16 protein-coding genes and 6 tRNA genes are annotated in these 17,373 nt (G+C 34.3%); 1 reads left to right on the top strand and 21 read right to left on the bottom strand.

Features of this window, described 5'->3' with window-relative positions:
* Positions 1-364: 364 nt before the first annotated feature.
* From NEH75_RS09385 to NEH75_RS09345, 9 genes are all read right to left on the bottom strand, one after another.
* Positions 365-1,501 (bottom strand): type II toxin-antitoxin system antitoxin SocA domain-containing protein, encoded by a 1,137-nt coding sequence (locus NEH75_RS09385; protein ID WP_055305935.1) that lies wholly within the window; start codon positions 1,499-1,501, stop codon positions 365-367.
* 307 nt (positions 1,502-1,808) lie between these two features.
* Positions 1,809-2,252: a hypothetical protein gene (locus NEH75_RS09380; protein ID WP_055305934.1), complete on the bottom strand. Its 444-nt coding sequence runs from the start codon at positions 2,250-2,252 to the stop codon at positions 1,809-1,811.
* A 403-nt stretch (positions 2,253-2,655) separates the two neighbouring features.
* Positions 2,656-3,243, bottom strand: a complete 588-nt coding sequence (locus tag NEH75_RS09375) for a plasmid pRiA4b ORF-3 family protein (RefSeq protein WP_055243681.1) — start codon at positions 3,241-3,243, stop codon at positions 2,656-2,658.
* Between the two features lie 484 nt (positions 3,244-3,727).
* Positions 3,728-4,732, bottom strand: a complete 1,005-nt coding sequence (locus tag NEH75_RS09370) for a nucleoid-associated protein (RefSeq protein WP_055243683.1) — start codon at positions 4,730-4,732, stop codon at positions 3,728-3,730.
* Between the two features lie 14 nt (positions 4,733-4,746).
* A complete protein-coding gene (locus tag NEH75_RS09365; protein WP_055277553.1) occupies positions 4,747-5,298 on the bottom strand; it encodes a hypothetical protein in 552 nt (183 codons plus the stop codon).
* 368 nt (positions 5,299-5,666) lie between these two features.
* Positions 5,667-6,023: a hypothetical protein gene (locus tag NEH75_RS09360; RefSeq protein WP_055305933.1), complete on the bottom strand. Its 357-nt coding sequence runs from the start codon at positions 6,021-6,023 to the stop codon at positions 5,667-5,669.
* Positions 6,024-6,171: 148 nt separating this feature from the next.
* A complete protein-coding gene (locus tag NEH75_RS09355; RefSeq protein WP_055305932.1) occupies positions 6,172-6,729 on the bottom strand; it encodes a hypothetical protein in 558 nt (185 codons plus the stop codon).
* Positions 6,730-7,490: 761 nt separating this feature from the next.
* Complete coding sequence (locus NEH75_RS09350) at positions 7,491-9,212, bottom strand: phospho-sugar mutase (protein ID WP_055243698.1); 1,722 nt, start codon at positions 9,210-9,212, stop codon at positions 7,491-7,493.
* A 121-nt stretch (positions 9,213-9,333) separates the two neighbouring features.
* On the bottom strand, positions 9,334-10,218 hold the full coding sequence (locus NEH75_RS09345; protein WP_055305931.1) for an aldose 1-epimerase family protein: 885 nt from the start codon (positions 10,216-10,218) through the stop codon (positions 9,334-9,336).
* Between the two features lie 145 nt (positions 10,219-10,363).
* Here NEH75_RS09345 and NEH75_RS09340 point away from each other — a divergent pair, with 145 nt between their 5' ends.
* On the top strand, positions 10,364-10,591 hold the full coding sequence (locus NEH75_RS09340; protein ID WP_055305930.1) for a DUF3892 domain-containing protein: 228 nt from the start codon (positions 10,364-10,366) through the stop codon (positions 10,589-10,591).
* Positions 10,592-10,694: 103 nt separating this feature from the next.
* Here NEH75_RS09340 and NEH75_RS09335 read toward each other — a convergent pair whose 3' ends face one another.
* The 12 genes from NEH75_RS09335 to NEH75_RS09280 form a co-directional block, all read right to left on the bottom strand.
* Positions 10,695-11,054, bottom strand: a complete 360-nt coding sequence (locus tag NEH75_RS09335) for a helix-turn-helix domain-containing protein (protein ID WP_055305929.1) — start codon at positions 11,052-11,054, stop codon at positions 10,695-10,697.
* Positions 11,055-11,183: 129 nt separating this feature from the next.
* Entirely contained in the window at positions 11,184-11,705 is a 522-nt protein-coding gene (locus NEH75_RS09330; RefSeq protein ID WP_055243706.1) for a tRNA (cytidine(34)-2'-O)-methyltransferase, read from the bottom strand.
* 173 nt (positions 11,706-11,878) lie between these two features.
* The gene (gene queG / locus NEH75_RS09325; protein WP_082427849.1) at positions 11,879-12,976 is read right to left on the bottom strand and encodes a tRNA epoxyqueuosine(34) reductase QueG; all 1,098 of its coding nucleotides are present in this window, start codon (positions 12,974-12,976) and stop codon (positions 11,879-11,881) included.
* A gap of 118 nt (positions 12,977-13,094) precedes the next feature.
* On the bottom strand, positions 13,095-14,000 hold the full coding sequence (locus NEH75_RS09320) for a sugar ABC transporter permease (protein WP_055305928.1): 906 nt from the start codon (positions 13,998-14,000) through the stop codon (positions 13,095-13,097).
* Between the two features lie 3 nt (positions 14,001-14,003).
* The gene (locus NEH75_RS09315; RefSeq protein WP_055305927.1) at positions 14,004-15,368 is read right to left on the bottom strand and encodes a carbohydrate ABC transporter permease; all 1,365 of its coding nucleotides are present in this window, start codon (positions 15,366-15,368) and stop codon (positions 14,004-14,006) included.
* Between the two features lie 172 nt (positions 15,369-15,540).
* On the bottom strand, positions 15,541-16,332 hold the full coding sequence (locus NEH75_RS09310) for a DUF1189 family protein (protein WP_055243710.1): 792 nt from the start codon (positions 16,330-16,332) through the stop codon (positions 15,541-15,543).
* Positions 16,333-16,606: 274 nt separating this feature from the next.
* Positions 16,607-16,695, bottom strand: a tRNA-Leu gene (locus NEH75_RS09305).
* Positions 16,696-16,715: 20 nt separating this feature from the next.
* Positions 16,716-16,789, bottom strand: a tRNA-Cys gene (locus tag NEH75_RS09300).
* A gap of 5 nt (positions 16,790-16,794) precedes the next feature.
* Positions 16,795-16,868, bottom strand: a tRNA-Gly gene (locus NEH75_RS09295).
* A 10-nt stretch (positions 16,869-16,878) separates the two neighbouring features.
* Positions 16,879-16,954: transfer RNA gene (locus NEH75_RS09290), tRNA-His, on the bottom strand.
* Positions 16,955-16,967: 13 nt separating this feature from the next.
* Positions 16,968-17,041 (bottom strand) — tRNA-Trp (locus NEH75_RS09285).
* Positions 17,042-17,048: 7 nt separating this feature from the next.
* Positions 17,049-17,124 (bottom strand) — tRNA-Thr (locus tag NEH75_RS09280).
* Positions 17,125-17,373: the final 249 nt, after the last annotated feature.

The raw sequence follows: 17,373 nt of genomic DNA, 5'->3' as shown, positions 1-17,373 counted from the left end.
ACCCCTTGTCTTAGGCTATGTACTTTCCGCTACTTGGACGTACTCGGGACTTTAACCCGTTAGATAATACCCATGCCGGGCGCACATAAAAAATCGTAGCAAAAAGATGCTACGATTTTTTTCATTTATGCGTCCTACTAGTTTATGAACCTGTTGAATGTCAAATAAGTCAATGATACTTCCGACACTTCTAAATGGATCTTCAGTTAAAACCTGGTTATTTTCAATAAATCCATTTGCCTCAATGTAATCAACTAATAATTCAATGAATTTTAATTAACTGACATTAAGCGACTGATCACTTAATAATTATGAAAATACTGCTTGGACCACTTCTTTTCCATTCCAACGCGCATATTAAATTCTATAACACCCGATTAAATAAGGCTGTAGAATAATCCACAATGTCTGTGATACTTAGCATATTATACTTTTTATACACGTCTGAAAAATAACTTTCAATTAAAGCTTTCTCAATGACTTTTCCACCTTTTTGATTAGGGGATAAGCCTTTTCTTGTCTCTCTCCATGGCTTTTCACAATGTGTCATACGTTCAAGTGCTTTTCCACTATAACATCCTAAATATCTCATAATCAAATCAATAAAAAACTGTTCTTCCTCATCTAAGGAGCATACGTCATTTTTAGATACAATATATTTATAATCTTTAAATTTACTATATATCTCTGGATAAACAGGACCTTGATCCCAAGCCTCACAATCATTTTCAAACAAATGATACCCATAAAAAACTTTAAAGAATGCTTGCGAATAGTAAAGAATTTTTTGTAATGCTAACGGTGTGATATCGTCACTAACACCTAAAATATAATCGACAACTTTAAAAATCTTATCGTTTTTCTCCCCACTATCAAAAGGTCTTACATACTTGCTTTGCTCTAACTCATCTTGATAGTCTAAGTTATCATGATAGTCTAGGTCATTTGAATCATCTAAGTTATCCTGCTGTGTTTTATAGGCTTGATAATCTAGATCACTAGTTTGCTCTAAATCTAAGTCTACCTTTAAATCATTTATCCCTATTTTATCAAGGTTGCTTCTACATTTCTCATAAGCAACTTTTGTTATTCTAGTCTGATTTTTTTGTAATATTTCATAGAATTTATTCGCATCTTCATTGATAGCTTTTAGCAAATCTAAATATTCCTTTTTAGGAACCATCCCTTTTAAATATCTCGTTATCGTTAATTCTCCCCAATCTAATAATAAAGATAAGGGCCTTTTCCCGATATTATACTTAGACATAATCGAATTGATAATACTTATCGTTTCATTAGACACTCTTTCTTGATAGGCTTTCTTGGTATTCTCGTTATTCTCTTCATAGATTGCATCGATAAATATTAAATGTTGGCACTCATTACAAATGGCCTCTTTCTTTTCGTATTCAACTTCATAGCCTTTCACTATTTTTTTATGCCTTTTTTTAACGACTGTATATTTAGTCGTTTTTTTACATTTCCCACAAAACTCCTGCATGATTAAAATCTCCTCTTGATTAAACGAACTTCTAAAAATACTTCTTTATATCTTCTAAAAACGGAATGATTTTTTTGATGAATTACGCGCTCGAATGATACATTCAACCTCTGTATCCTGTAACTCTATTATACATAAAATGATACATTTTCTTCAATCCCTAGTGTATCATTTTGATACGTTATTTTTCCAAATCTCGCAAGTGTAACATTCCATGACTCCCTCTTATTAAAAATCTGCTGTATTAATTTTCGACATCCTTCTTAATAAAAAAGATTAGTTTTTGCAAACTAATCCCTCTATCCTTTTAATAAATAAAACACAGCGCAACTAAAGCAATCACAATATAGATGTCACCAACAATTCCCGCTACTCGCTTTACATACAAAACAGACCAATCTTTAAGTCTAAAATTCGACATTTCGGGAAAAGAGTAATTACTTAATAGTGTCTCCAGTAACACAAACACAAAAGCTAGCCCACTGATAACAGTAAACCATCCCTGCTGAATAACAATTACTGTCCACAACATCGACACTAATTGAAGCATGATTCCTTTAATAACTGTTTTATAATACTTAGTTTTACTTTCATACTGACTCATATTTTTCTCTTTAACATAGTTTGAATAAGTAATATATTGCGCATTAGATAACAATCTCACTTGAATTTGACACCCGACTAACAACAACGTAATAAAAAAATAACCAACTAGTACAATCCGTGAAATAACTTCTAAAATCAACTCCATTTTATAACCTCTTCTCTATAAACTTCCTTCTATATTTATACTCCGTTATCTTAACAATGCTTTAATCCCTATGCCTATTTTCAAGAAAAAAGAGAATCACAACGATTTTCCGCTGCGATTCTCCTGGATCATTTATCGATATTCCCAAAGGCTTTTTATTCTATAGAGAAACAGAAATATATTTCATAATTTTATAGCAACCTTAGTTAAACATTCGCTTTAATACTAAGACATCCTATCGTCCAGATAAAAATTTTCTATGAATGAAATTTATCTGATCTTATATATCAAGCTCCTAATTTCTCAATCCCCTTCACTGCTACCTAGCGTCCCTAATTAATAACATCTCTTCCATCAAAAAATTCTCTCTTAATTCGATGCTTTAGTTAATCAATTAACATCCCTATCTTTTTCTTAATTCTCTTAATTGTTTCATTCTTTTTAAGTATTTATTAACCTCATCTTTATCAAAATCTACCTGTAACTCTGACACATCATCAATTCCCAACCACTCTATCATATGTTCGTACTCATCATCTTCAGGATTTGATAATACCTCTAATGCATATAAATAACCACCTACTCCACCACAATCCTCTGGTGGACAGATTCCCTCACCTTCAAGACAGAAAAACTCTTCATTAATAATATCTTTATAAACTTTCTCAACTTTTATCTTATGTAACCACTCATCACCAAAATCATATAAATATTGAATCACCTGTCTTGATTTCACATAATCAAAAACATTCGATGTACGACTTTCTTTATACTCATATGGTAAGCATGAATAGCTAGTATTTTTTTCTTCAGCACGATCAACGAAGACAAGATTCTCCTTAATAGCAAGCTCATATTCATGATAACTACTCCAGCCAAAAGACGCGTCAACGACTTGCTTTAACTCATAAAAGGTAATATCCTCTGGTACAACAACACGTCGCCAAACATTTAATCCTTGTAACTCTATTTTCAGCTGATAAAATTTCATCAAATCACCTCTATATTAAATACTTTTCTCTTTACGTTAAAACTTACCTAATCATTCTAAATGCTCATTCACTTCAGATGTACAATCACTCATCTTAGTACGCATTTCTTTAACCCAACTACTATTATGATACAAAATTCGATAAAATGATACATTTTCAACCCATAAATCTGTAACAATTAAAAAAATAATTAATTTTTCCTGATAAACTCAATCCTCTTTTGATAGAGTCTCGTCTGACATATTCAATTAAAGTTCAGATGATTTTAATAACTAAAATCCTATGACTTCGATCAGTTTCTTTTAGGATACTTCCTCGTCTCAAGAGGTCGCATCAACCAATATAAACCATTCACACAAGTTAAATCCCACTAACTTCAGACTTCGACAAATCAACTGTTATTACCAGTTCTCGGTTCAATCAGAATTAATGATCCTGCCCCATAATAAAAACTCTGTTAAAATAATCTAACAGAGTCTTCATTTACTTATTCTCAATATTACCAATGTTCTTAATCTGAATAGCTAGACGTCCGTCTGGCATATTAATGACTTCGATGTAGTCTTTATTATTGTAATAATCAAGTGGAATCGTGATTTCAATTCCAGTATCTGTTTTAATTTTCTGCGTTTTCTTTAGCGGCATCTTTACCCAGTTTGAATTTTGAACTGGTTTTTCAATTCCTTGATTTTCAATTTCCGCGACATACGCTAATTTTGCTTCCGGTGTCTGATAAAACACTTCTTCAGCAATTTCTTTCATATCAATATCTTTTCCTTCGTTGATTGTCTCTTTAATGACGCGTTCAAAGGCTGGCACCATCTCTAATTTATCTAACTCATGATGCTCAATAATTTCCTCCGCTACATAGCGTGCCTTCTTAACAGCCTCTTTGACGGAGATTTCTGTCTTACATTCTAGAATTTTATCAGCGTAAAGATGTGTATCATCATCCTCTGTTGATGTCATATTCTCTAAAATCGTTAATGTCATTTTGTCTAAATCAATCATGAAGAAATTCGCACTTTTTAAACTTGCTGCAGGGATAATAGATTGATGAACAATCAAGTTATTTTGAATTCCTGTCTCGCTTTGATTAACGTGGTGAACCATTCCTTCCTTGCACGTTAGCTCAAGACCAATAACATATTCAACTTCTGAAACTTCAATTTCACATAAGAATAAGTCACTTGCTGTGAAAATTTCGTAGCGATCTTTCCAATCATAACGTTTCGTGGCAATCGCATTGGCAAAATCAATAAAGGGAATCGTGCGATTACGATACTCTAAAAATAATTTTCTTGCCTCACTATCTTCTTTAAACACTGCCGGTCGTCCCGCTGCATTCTTCATACATTTTTCGATATTCTTTTCTAGAAAATGGTAAGCACCATCTACTGTCTCATCTAATGGACGTTCCGTTGGCATAAACATTTGATGCACATTATCTAATAAATATAAATAACAACTTTTTACATTAACCGCCATAAACTCTCACCTTTTTACTCAATATTCAACTCTTTTAAGTCACATGAATCGCTCGTCACATATAAAACTTCACATTCCATGTTTACATCATCAATTTTTTCAAAATAAGTTTTTGCAAACTCCCCATAAACAACAACTTTACATGGTTTATTGAAGCATCCCGCTTTCATTAAACGATTTTTAAAATCATATAAAACTGCCTTCTCAAACTTATTTACATCTTCATTTTCATGTTCTCCAAATTGAGCGTATCCTTCTTTAACCATAGGAGTCAACAAATCAAATAATACTTTATATTTCCCATCTAAATTCGTCGTTTCTTGTAAAGGAACTGAGCAGACATTTAAAACAGAGAAACGTGTATTCGTCTTAGCCAATTCACCTAATGATTTCTTACTTCCTGCATCAAAAATCGTCGCAGCGGCATGACCTACCTCTAGCTCTACATCAGTTGGTGCATCTACAATAAAGTAAACGTCTGACTCTGGATGAATAATATCTGATCCTTTTTTCTTATATTCAGCAAAATAAAAACGACATAAATTTAGCCATTGATTACTATACATCAAACCACTCCTAAGCCTAAGTTCATACCTACAAGTATACAACAAAAAATAACTTAACATAAAATAAAAATTACAGAAAAAACTTATTCATAAATCATTCACGATAAAATATAAATTGCATTAAACTATTGAATAACTGCAAACTAGGAGTTAAAAAAACTTCAACTTCTCCAAAGAATTACCTATCGAATAATATGAATCAAATTTTCTTTCAGATGCTAAAAACCGCAAAACATTATAGTGCTTTGCAGTTTTTGGTTTACATCAATTATACTTAAATAAACAAATTAAACTAATCTCTATTAGGAGACATAACAAAAATAAAATCGTAAATTCTCCATTCATTGACTTTTGATAAGATTCTCTTACTACTTTAATTCTATATTCTCAAAAACGGTATTCGCAGCCACCCATTGTTGAAATTTAATTTTAACGACTAAACCATATATTCCAAAGGTAATAACGATAACTAACCACCAAACAATCCAATGTCCAATCAACTCTTTAGGGTCCCCAATAAATTTTAATCGTTGACCACAAATCACCGTATGTTCACACCTCTCCTCTTGTTCCTTACACAAAATCCACGGATAAGCAAATCCTAGCGTTACAACCCCTAATAAAACTAACTTAATTTGATGAATTAACGCAGACTTAAAATGCTGATCGTAATATGAACCATACTTCATTTTATTATCGATAATAGTACTTCTTTTATACTCCATTACAAAGTCTCCTTTTTAATCATTCTACTTTTAAATTATACTAAAAAATAATCCTTTTCATACTGATCGGCACTTGAAGAGTAATAAAACACTATACTTCATCTATATATAACCGCTTAACTCATCCAAAAAAGCAGAGCTTATAAACTTAGCTCTGCTTTTTCTCTTGTTTACATCTCTCACAGTCACAAGGACGGATGGTATAAACATATTCATATCCTGTTAAAGTAGGCGGGATTTTCATACACATCTCATTCACAATCCCATCGACTTTTTTTGTATTCACAAATTTCATTCGCTCCCAAAACCTAATCGCTCGCCGAACTGATCGCAAACGAATCATGTCAAGCTCTGGCAACAACTTAGAACAATCAAGCAAATGCTCAAATACCTTCTTACCAAACCCATAACCCATCGGCAATGTCATAAATTTATTAATCTTCATATATGCAATCTGACGAACCAAGTCCGTCTTATTCGGATAATACAATTCTAACTGAAACAACCAATTCCATGGTCCGCTTGAATAGTGATACTTTAGCTCATATCCATATCGCTTCCGATTAACAATTAATACCACATCACTGCATAACAATTGATCCAATCCTTGCTTCCACTTTAAACAAAATGCCGCCACCTCATCTGTTAATACTTTCACCAAATCTGACATTTTCTCGACATTACGATGGTCAACTGTCACATTCATCACAGCCCTCCCCTCGCATGTAGTCCCTTCATTATATGCAAACTCTCACTTGATTGTGACATGAAAATAAATGATTTCTCTAAACTTTCTTCTCTCCCTTCTCCTCCTCTCTTTTTTAAGTATATCCCCATTTATTCGTTATAATTTCTTCAGTCAAGCCCTCATCGATTCCCTCTTCTCGCATAATCGGGAAAATCGTCTCAACTATTAAAAATGCTATTTAAGCTCAACTATCTCCTTTAGCTAAACATCCATCTTCAATCAAGTATAGAAAATGCAAAAATTCTACAAAAAAAAGAGCAGAGATTCGCAGCAATCTCTACTCCTTTAAAAAGTTATGAAATGGGAAATTGTGAGTCAAGAAAAAGTTCTTAACTATACATGCGACGCCCATAGCCAAAATCGCGATTTAAATCTTTATAATCACGGGTTTTAAATCCACAGACATCTATACAACCATTTTTAAAACCATGTTTTCTCACCACTAGTTGCCCCTCTTTATAGAAAATTTTTCCTTACGCTGGAGAAACCATAGATTTTGCTACGTGATTGTTCGTAGTAAATGTCATTAATTTTTTTACATCTTTCATTATGGCGTGACACCCCCTACACCGTGCTCTCTCTCGAACACAAGTTTATTATAACATATTTTAGTAAAATTTTTAATTTATTTTAGTAATATTTTTTTAAAAAAGTTCCTACAATTATTTATTAATCATAGGAACTTTTAAATTATCTGGTGTGTATGTGTGTTTATTTAATTAAGCAATAATCTCATTTACGCGAGCTAAAACATCTTCTTTAATTTTAGCCACTTGTGCATCCGCTGCATCGATCACATCAGCAATAACACCGATATAAACTTTTGCTTTTGGTTCAGTTCCTGATGGACGTAAGACGAACCAAGATCCATCAGCCAATGTATACTTTAAGACATTTGACTTTGGTAAATCAATGGCAGTTGTTGAATCATTTGTTAAGTCCGTGTGAATACTTTCTTTATAATCTTCAACCGCTACGACTTCTTTACCTGCAACAGTAATTGGAGTAAACTCACGGAAATCAGCTAAAATCGCTTGAATTTTATCTGCCCCTTCTTTACCTTTTAACGTAATATTCACTAAGGCTTCACGGTAGCATCCGTAAGTTTCATATAACTCCATTAACACATCATATAATGTTTTTCCATGCTCTTTGTAGTAAGCTGCCGCTTCTGCACACATTAAAACGGATTGAACAGAGTCTTTATCACGGACGAAGTCTCCGATTAAATATCCATAAGACTCTTCGTAACCGAATACATATTCATAATCTGTATCTTCAATTAAACGAGCTTGTTCACCGATAAACTTGAATCCTGTTAACGTTGAAACCACTTCAAATCCATATGAACGAGCAATTGCTGCTCCCATATCTGATGTTACAATCGTATTGAATACTTTCCCTTTAGCAGGTAATGTTCCATGAGCTTTCTTTTGAGATAAAATATAATGAATTAAGATGGCACCTGTTTGGTTTCCTGTTAATAACACATAGTCTCCCTCAGGATTTTTAACCGCTAAACCAACACGGTCAGCATCTGGATCCGTTGCAATTAAAATATCTGCATCGATTTCTTTACCTAATGCAATTGACATTTCAAACGCAGAAGCTTCCTCTGGGTTTGGAGATTTAACCGTTGAGAAGTTTGGATCAGCGACACATTGTTCTTCAACCACATGTAATTGCTCATATCCACACTCTGTTAATACACGACGAACTGGAATGTTTGCTGTCCCATGTAAAGGTGAGAACACAATTTTTAAATCTTTTTTATTGCAATCTGGATTGATTTCTAATGCTTTGACACGCTCAGTATAAACATCATCAATCTCTTTTCCAATGATTTGAATTAATCCGGCTGCCTTTAATTCTTCTTCAGACTTAACATCGATTGCGAAAACATCATCAATCGCATCCACTAATGCGATCACTTGATCCGCATCAGCAGGAACTAATTGACATCCTGTCTCATCATAAATTTTATATCCATTATATTCAGGTGGGTTGTGAGAAGCTGTTACCACAATTCCTCCCGCTGCTTGTAAATGACGAACAGCGAATGATAACTCAGGCGTTGGACGTAATGTTTCAAATACATACGCTTTAATACCATGAGATGCCATCACTTTAGCTGATTCCATCGCAAACTCTGGTGAGAAATGACGACAATCATAAGCAATCACAATTCCACGTTCTTTTGCATTTTCAACATTTTTTAATAAGTATTGTGCAAATCCTTCATTTGCCTTACGAATCGTATACACATTCATGCGGTTTGTTCCTGGACCAACAACTCCGCGCATTCCCCCTGTACCGAACTCTAAATTACGATAAAAGGCATCTTCTTTTTCCGCCTCTGTCATTTTTTCTAATTGTTCTCTTAAGTATAACTCTAAATTCTCTTGCCCTAACCAGTTTTGGTATTCCGTTTCAAAAGACATACAATACCCTCCATATCTATAAATATCTAGTTGCTATTATAGCATAACAATGACCAAAAAATAACATAAGCTCAGTAAAAAATAGTGACAAAAGTATCATCTATCCGACAATATACATATTTTACTTAAATGTCATTGTATACATTGCCTCAAACGTTTCACCTGATTGTAATAATTGAATGCCTTTTTTACTTGATAATTCTTGTGGCTCATTCACTGTATCGGCCATTCCGTACCAAGGTTCTAAACAAATAAAATCTGCAATATGTCCTTCTTGATTAATCGGTGACCAAATACCTACATAAGGAAAACCATTAAAACGGATTTCAACTTCACGATCATGATTATACGATTTTAAAGCAATCGCAGACTCTCCTTCTACAACTAAGGTCGGAAACTCTTCAAATAATTCTTTATTTAACGGTAAAAATTTTAATTTATCAATAATTGTAATCTTTTCATCTACGATCAGATTTGTCTTTGAATCAAATCTATACGTTTCAACTCCATTAGATGACTCAAAATATAAATAATAATCACCAAATTGATCATCCGCTTGTAGCCTTGTACTAAGTGCCGGATGAGCTCCGATTGAAAATGGCATGACCTCCTCACTTAAATTCGTGACTTCCCATTTAACAGCTAACGTTTCATCGAACAATTCATACCCGATTTTCAAGCTAAATTCATAGGGATAATATTCCAACGTCTTCGCATTTGACCTTAACTCAAACCAAACTTTTGTATCCGTTCGACACAACACATCAAACCACTCATCTCCAGCAAATCCATGTTGCATCAATGAATATCGTTTTCCATTTAATAAATACGTATCTTCTGCGAGACGGCCAACAACAGGGAACAACACCGGTGAAGACCTAGCCCAAAACTCTGGATTCGAATTCCATAAATAATCCAGTTCATAATCTAAATGATAAACACGCTTAACTTCTGCTCCATGATTAGCAATGTCGATTTCTAACCGATCATTCTTTAATTTCACCATGCTATCTCCTTACCTTTCATCATAACTTCCTTTACGATTTCCCCTCAAAAAATGAAATCGCTAACTAATTATAACACCTTTCCTAAATAAATGCGATTTTTTAAAGAAAAAAGGAAAGACTATTACTATAAAGGAGGCCATTAATATGGAAAAAGAACAATTCGTTGCCGTCCGTCGTAATAGCGACGGCGACCTTATCGCCTTTAAATCAAACACAGGAAAAGAATATGACTACGAAACAGCTAAAGAACTTTGTGAACAAGGACTTATCTCCAATGCCCAAACCTTCAAAGGTAAAGGTGGCGGAACTTACATCCGTGGAATCGTGGATGGAGAAAAAGACAACAACCTATCCAACCTACCAACATTCTAATTTATAATTAAAAAAGCACTCATCTGGAGTGCTTTTTCTAAACCTTAATGACTCTAAATCATGAAGTCTTTTCTATCTAGTATTCACCAAATTTCCTCGGAAATTATTGCATCGGATCGATAAACATAACACTATAAAGTAAGTGAACTAATATAAACCATACCACGACAAAAATAACGATTCCTACTACACCCTTCTTCAAACAGCCTGAACTGATAAGTGGTTGTACTTCTCTCATCATCACTTTTTCAGAAACTTCAGGTACTTCTTGATCACGTAATAAGTAATCCAATGACACACCATAATAATCACTCAAAGCTACTAAATTATCCGTATCAGGGGTTGATTCTCCTAATTCCCACTTTGAAATCGCCTGCCTTGAAACGTTCAATCGATCCGCTAACTGTTCTTGAGATAAACCTCTAGCCTTTCGTAACTTCTTTAACTTCTCACCTAATAACATGAAATCATCCTCTCTTCAACTCATAATCCTATTTTAAATGACTCCTAAAAAAACACTACCCATTTAACCTTGAATCTCCGCAACTAACAGTTGCAAATAAAAAAGCGTTGCTTTCGCAACACTTTTTTATTATTCATCGTCACGTAAAACCCAGTCTGCACCTTTGAATGGTTCGACTGTCCATAAATCTAAAAATTCTTGTTGACGTAATGCTTCATAAGCTAAAATAGCTGCTACATTCGATACGTTTAATGAGCGAACTTTATTCGTCATTGGAACACGAAAGCAGTTCTCGAAATAAGGACGTAAAATCTCTTTTGGAATCCCGCTACTTTCTGCTCCTAAAACAATATAATAATCTTCTTCAAGATTTGAGAAATCCATTTCAGCATGATTCTTTTGTCCATAACGAGTACAGAAGCAGAACTTTCCACCTTTATTCTTCTCAACAAACTCTTCCCAATTCTCATAGACAGTGTAGTCTACTTCATTAACATAGTTCGCACCTGAACGTTTAATACTTTTCTCATCTAATGAGAATCCCATTGGTTTAATTAAATGTAATTTAATATCCGTCGCTGCACAAGTACGCATAATATTCCCCGTATTTTGAGGAATCTCTGGATTATATTGAACTAAATGAATTGCCATAATTGTCACCTCAACTGTTTAACAATGAATTAAAACTAACACCAAAACTTTATGTGCTATGATTATCACTCTACTTGGCATGGCTTAAAATCATCTTAGATTATTGTTCGTTAATAAACATTTGCCATTGCCTTTTTATTTTACCACAAAATTCTTTATTTTTTGCAACAATCTTATTTGTTGTCTAATCGCTCATAGGCTTGTTTAGCCGCTTCTTTTAACCAATCAGGACCTTGTCCATCACGTATCTTTGCTATCTCAGGTAAAGCAGCTTTATACTTATAAAAACCAGCATTAAACATGGCATTACGTTTAAGAACAGACACTCCACGCCAAGATCCTGCTAAATGACCATACTTTGATTTAAACTCCTTATTCGTCATCGTTAACAATTCACTGATCTTTGGAAACTCTGCACCAGTTGGTTCCATCTCAGCATGTAGATGAAAATCTACTTCACGATTGAATGGACACACTTCCTGGCAAATATCACAACCATAAACATTCTTACTAATCTTCTCGTAAAGCTCAGGTGCTAAATATTCCTTCGATTGCGTCACATACGATAAACAACGTTTTTCATTCAGACTCCCATCTGGTTGAATAGCCTTCGTAGGACAAGCACGAACACATCGATCGCACGTTCCACACAGACGCTCAATCGGTGTATCCGGTGGAAATTCATAATTTACCAATAACTCACCTAAATAAATATAACTTCCAAACGTCTCATTGATAATAGAACTATTCTTTCCACTAAATCCAATTCCACTTCGTAGTGCAACTGCACGATCATTAAATACACCTGTATCAACACTGCCAATGACTTCTATACCAGAGATATGCTCCTTTAACCAATCTTCAAGTAATTGTAACTTCTTACCTACAATGTCATGGTAGTCCATCCCCCATGATGAACGACAAAATTGAACAAAAGGATCTTCCTTATCCTGCTTTGGCAATTCTGTCTGTCGTGGATAGGAAACACCAATTGATACAAATGACTTCGCATTTTCCATTGATAATAAAGGATTCGTACGTTCCTCAATCGACCCTTTTGTTAATCCTGAAGACCACCCTAACTCTTCACGTCGCTTAAGCTCAGTCTCTAAAAATAAAAATGGCTTGACGTCACTAAATCCAATAACATCAATTCCAACTTCTTTACTATATTCAATTAATTTTTCCTTTAACTCATATGCTTCACTATTCTCAATTATCGTTAAATCCTGTTTATCAATAACTCCTTGTTTTTGCTTTTCTTTCTTCATGATGATCACCTACCCTCTACTCTACTAAGAAATCACCAAAAACTCAACCAAAAACACTTATATTATAGCCTAAACTGTTTTATCTAAACAAAAAGGACACCCTAAGGTGTCCAAAATTTTATCCTTTATTTGCCCCTGCCGTCATACCTTCAATTAAGAATTTTTGCATGCTAATATAAACTAATGTAATAGGAACCGCTACAAGTACACAACCCGCTGCGAACATCGTAAAGTTATTTTGACTGTTACCACTAATCATATCATACAAACCAACAGCTAATGTTAACTTATGATTTGATGAGATAATTAAACGTGGGAAGATAAAGTCCATCCAAGGCGTCATGAAAGTTGTAACAGCTACGAACGACACAATTGGTTGGATTAACGGGAACATAATCTTGAAGAAGATTTGACCCTTCGTCGCTCCATCAAGCATCGCTGATTCATCTAATTCTTTAGGAATTGAATTCATATACCCTTTAATCAACCACGTATTATACGGAATTTGTCCAGCAGAGTAGCACAAAATTAAAGCCCAGTGATTATCTAATAAATTGAACGTTAAGAACAAGATATATAATGCCGTCATCCCCATGAAACTTGGGAACATTTGAAGCACTAAAATACTAATTAATGCTGGCTTTTTCCCTTTGAAACGGAAACGAGCAAAGATATACCCCATCGTTGTCGATAAAAATACAGAGAAAAGCATATTAATAACAGCAATTTTTAACGTATTCAAATACCACTTAGCAAAGTTTGTTTTTTCAAATAACTCCATATAGTGAGCAATTGTTGGATTAGCAGGAATTGGTGTTGCCCCTGCTAAAGAAGTTCCTTCATTAAATGATGATCCAACAATCCATACTACAGGGAACAATACAATAAAACACATAAAGATTAACTCAGCATAAATCAAAATCGTATATGTAATCTCTTTTACTTTACTTATCGTATTTTTTGTAGAAGAGGTTTTCGACTTATTCTTCACGCTATTTACTTTTAACGATTTAGCCGCTTCCATAAATTACTCCTCCTTAAATGCTGCCGTTCTCGTAAAGTTGATGGCAGAGATTGAACCAAGAATTAAGAAAATCAGAATTGAAAGAACTGATGCCATATTGTACATCTTATCATTCATCGTTAACTTATAAATCCATGAAATTAAAATATCTGTATGTCCAGCATAAATAAAGTTTGGATTAACTGGTCCTCCCTCTGTTAAGAAGTAAATTAAACCAAAGTTATTAAAGTTACTTGCAAATGACATAACAAGTAATGGTGCAGTTGCTGATAAAACTAATGGTAATGTAATCTTCCAGAACTGTTGACCTTCAGTTGCTCCATCTACCTCTGCAGCTTCATAAATATCTTTAGAAATTGAAGTCATAATCCCTGACATTAAGGCCATAAAATATGGGAATCCAAGCCATAATCCAATTCCTAAAATTGTTAAGCGTGGAATCCAAGGGTTTGTTGAATCAGTTAACCAATAAATTGGTGAATCAATAATACCTGCTTGAAGTAAATACTTATTAAGTGGTCCGAACTGACCATTAAATAACTGTTGGAAGTTTAACTGTGAAATCATTGCTGGTAAAGCCCAAGGTAAAATTAAAATACTACGCCATGCCTTTTTACAAATGACACGTTTATTATTTAAAATAACCGCTTGGAACAATCCTAAGAAGAAAGGAGCAGCTGTTGAAATAATCGCAAAAATAACTGTCCACAAGAATACATTCCAGAATGTTGTAAACCATTGATTAGATGAACCAACTTCTCCACCCATTGAAAATAAATATAAGAAGTTATCCAATCCAACCCAATTCACTAAATTTGATGGCGGTAAATGTGACTTGTTATAATTTGTAAACCCAACTAAGAAGGCGAAAATAATTGGCATAAATGAGAACAAAATTAACATTAAACTTGATGGAATAATAACAATATACTCAAACGCATGTTCCCATGTATGCGCAAACCATTCTCGACTACCAAGCACTTCACCTGTTTCATTAAATTGATTAGCCGTTTTATACGCATCTTTAATATTGATATACCAAATAATACCGAATACACATAAAATCAAAATAGCAATAATCCCTTCAATTAAAAGAATAATTGAATGATCGCCTGGTGTTAACCCATTCTCGGTTAACATCGAAGATTGAGTTCCTAACGTGATTGCCCCCCAAATTCCTTTTACAAAGAATCCAGCCTCACGAAATGAAAATGTACCTGAAAAATAATTTCCTGATACCAATTCAATTCCAATGAGTAACACTTGGAATACAAAGAAGAACGCACCTTTTAACCATTGCTTATTATAGGCTTGACCTGCCCCCCATACAATAGTAGATAATACTGCTGCCAATTTTGGTTTTTTCATTTTCTCCACCTGCCTATTTCTTGATTTATAAGTCGCACCTTATGAAAACTCTTCCCCTCACAATAATTAAATCGCTTTCAAAGTGCTATACATATATAATACATGGCAATTATAGTAAAATAAAGTGTGTAAGTGGTTACACATATGCGTTTTTTTCATAAAAAAAACAAGGCTAGTTGCCTTGTTCTTGATTTCCGACTAAATATGGAATGACTCTACGTCTATAGACAAAGTAAGCTACAAGTGGTGCACCAATATTATAAATGAGCATTGTCAAACCTACATTGAACATTCCTACAACTAAAGCCATCACACATGGGAATGTTGATGAATAAATCACAATATTTAAAACTTCCTTATATGATAAGAAACTCGTATGCCCAAACTTCAATAACATCGATAAAGCAGCCACTACGAACGTAAAGACAAACGTTGATAATACACCTGTCTGATAAGCCCCTAACACAAATGGCACAACAAACATTGGCTTAATTGAAGAAGCTACACGACCAAAAACATCCTCATAACTCGCATCATCAAAATTTACTCCTTCAAAATAAGAATAACCAACTTCATATTGTCTATCTTGTTCAACAAAAACTAGATGATCTTGATTGAAAACAACACCATTATTTACTTCATTTACATCTCCGTTAAATAACACCTTAACCCCATTACTCAAATTAATCTCAGCAAATTCAGAACATGTCAACGTACCACTTTGCACACCACATCCCACTGGAAGAGAATCCACAAAACGATCTTGATCCGTTTCTGTTAACTGCCAAATCTTTTGGTCCCAACGATACGGCGCATCACCAATTAAAATAAATGCAAATGGCGTCATCTGCATAAAAGATAAAATAATTAAAAATAACAAACTAATTAAAATCGGTGTTTTTCTTAGAGCAAATACTGCATCAATTGAATACGTCGTCTCTAACATCAACTTTAACCTTTTCATATCACACACACCCATCCTATAATCTCAAAATCCTCGTACAACAAAATATACCTACTAGAATTTTTATTATAATCTAGTCCATCAACTAAGAATTATAACAGAGTTTCCAAGTAAAGTATAAAATATTACACTATCTTCCCTAATCTGCAGGAATATTATATCAAGTATTAGAAAACACAACCATATGTAATCGTTATCACATTAATCTAATAAAAAAAGTATCCTTTGGATACTAGAAATAAAAAAAGAGTATTACTACTCATTATAACAAAATTGGTGCCTAGGGCCGGAATCGAACCGGCACGGGTGTCACCACCCGCAGGATTTTAAGTCCTGTGCGTCTACCAGTTCCGCCACCCAGGCACATCATTCATTAAATTATTTGGAGGCGCCAATCGGATTTGAACCGATGATCAGGGAGTTGCAGTCCCATGCCTTACCACTTGGCTATGGCGCCTTGTATGGAGCGGGTGAAGAGAATCGAACTCTCACAGTCAGCTTGGAAGGCTGAAGTTCTACCATTAAACTACACCCGCTTATTATTAATGGGGCGACTGATGGGAATCGAACCCACGAGTGTCGGAGCCACAATCCGATGCGTTAACCACTTCGCCACAATCGCCATTTAAACTCGTTGGCAGGGGTGGCAGGAATCGAACCCACACTAACGGTTTTGGAGACCGCTGTTCTACCGTTAAACTACACCCCTATTTATCTGGTGCCGGAAGCAGGACTTGAACCCGCAACCTACTGATTACAAGTCAGTTGCTCTACCAATTGAGCTATTCCGGCAAAATGTATCATTTTGATACATAAATTATTATATATCAACATAAATAAAATTGCAATAATAAATTTCTTTATATTTTTATATCTAATACGTATGGTACCTTACTTTATATCATATATAAGCAAACTTCATTTATGACATAAAAAAAAGAGTTATTTACTCATTATAATAAAATTGGTGCCTAGGGCCGGAATCGAACCGGCACGGGTGTCACCACCCGCAGGATTTTAAGTCCTGTGCGTCTACCAGTT

The organism is Turicibacter sp. T129 (genome assembly GCF_025594975.1).
Taxonomy (GTDB): Bacteria; Bacillota_I; Bacilli_A; order MOL361; family Turicibacteraceae; genus Turicibacter; species Turicibacter bilis.
Note: the sequence above shows the minus strand (reverse complement) of the source record. Positions and strands in the feature narration are given on the sequence as shown.

Bases quoted from the DNA above. Each gene is read 5' to 3' on its own strand.
- NEH75_RS09355 (WP_055305932.1), bottom strand. From the start codon at position 6,729: ATGAATGTGACAGTTGACCATCGTAATGTCGAGAAAATGTCAGATTTG.
- NEH75_RS09340 (WP_055305930.1), top strand. From the start codon at position 10,364: ATGGAAAAAGAACAATTCGTTGCCGTCCGTCGTAATAGCGACGGCGAC.
- NEH75_RS09385 (WP_055305935.1), bottom strand. From the start codon at position 1,501: ATGCAGGAGTTTTGTGGGAAATGTAAAAAAACGACTAAATATACAGTC.
- NEH75_RS09360 (WP_055305933.1), bottom strand. From the start codon at position 6,023: ATGGAGTATAAAAGAAGTACTATTATCGATAATAAAATGAAGTATGGT.
- NEH75_RS09315 (WP_055305927.1), bottom strand. From the start codon at position 15,368: ATGAAAAAACCAAAATTGGCAGCAGTATTATCTACTATTGTATGGGGG.
- NEH75_RS09310 (WP_055243710.1), bottom strand. From the start codon at position 16,332: ATGAAAAGGTTAAAGTTGATGTTAGAGACGACGTATTCAATTGATGCA.
- NEH75_RS09370 (WP_055243683.1), bottom strand. From the start codon at position 4,732: ATGGCGGTTAATGTAAAAAGTTGTTATTTATATTTATTAGATAATGTG.
- NEH75_RS09375 (WP_055243681.1), bottom strand. From the start codon at position 3,243: ATGAAATTTTATCAGCTGAAAATAGAGTTACAAGGATTAAATGTTTGG.
- NEH75_RS09365 (WP_055277553.1), bottom strand. From the start codon at position 5,298: ATGTATAGTAATCAATGGCTAAATTTATGTCGTTTTTATTTTGCTGAA.
- queG (WP_082427849.1), bottom strand. From the start codon at position 12,976: ATGAAGAAAGAAAAGCAAAAACAAGGAGTTATTGATAAACAGGATTTA.
- NEH75_RS09330 (WP_055243706.1), bottom strand. From the start codon at position 11,705: ATGGCAATTCATTTAGTTCAATATAATCCAGAGATTCCTCAAAATACG.
- NEH75_RS09380 (WP_055305934.1), bottom strand. From the start codon at position 2,252: ATGGAGTTGATTTTAGAAGTTATTTCACGGATTGTACTAGTTGGTTAT.
- NEH75_RS09345 (WP_055305931.1), bottom strand. From the start codon at position 10,218: ATGGTGAAATTAAAGAATGATCGGTTAGAAATCGACATTGCTAATCAT.
- NEH75_RS09350 (WP_055243698.1), bottom strand. From the start codon at position 9,212: ATGTCTTTTGAAACGGAATACCAAAACTGGTTAGGGCAAGAGAATTTA.
- NEH75_RS09320 (WP_055305928.1), bottom strand. From the start codon at position 14,000: ATGGAAGCGGCTAAATCGTTAAAAGTAAATAGCGTGAAGAATAAGTCG.
- NEH75_RS09335 (WP_055305929.1), bottom strand. From the start codon at position 11,054: ATGTTATTAGGTGAGAAGTTAAAGAAGTTACGAAAGGCTAGAGGTTTA.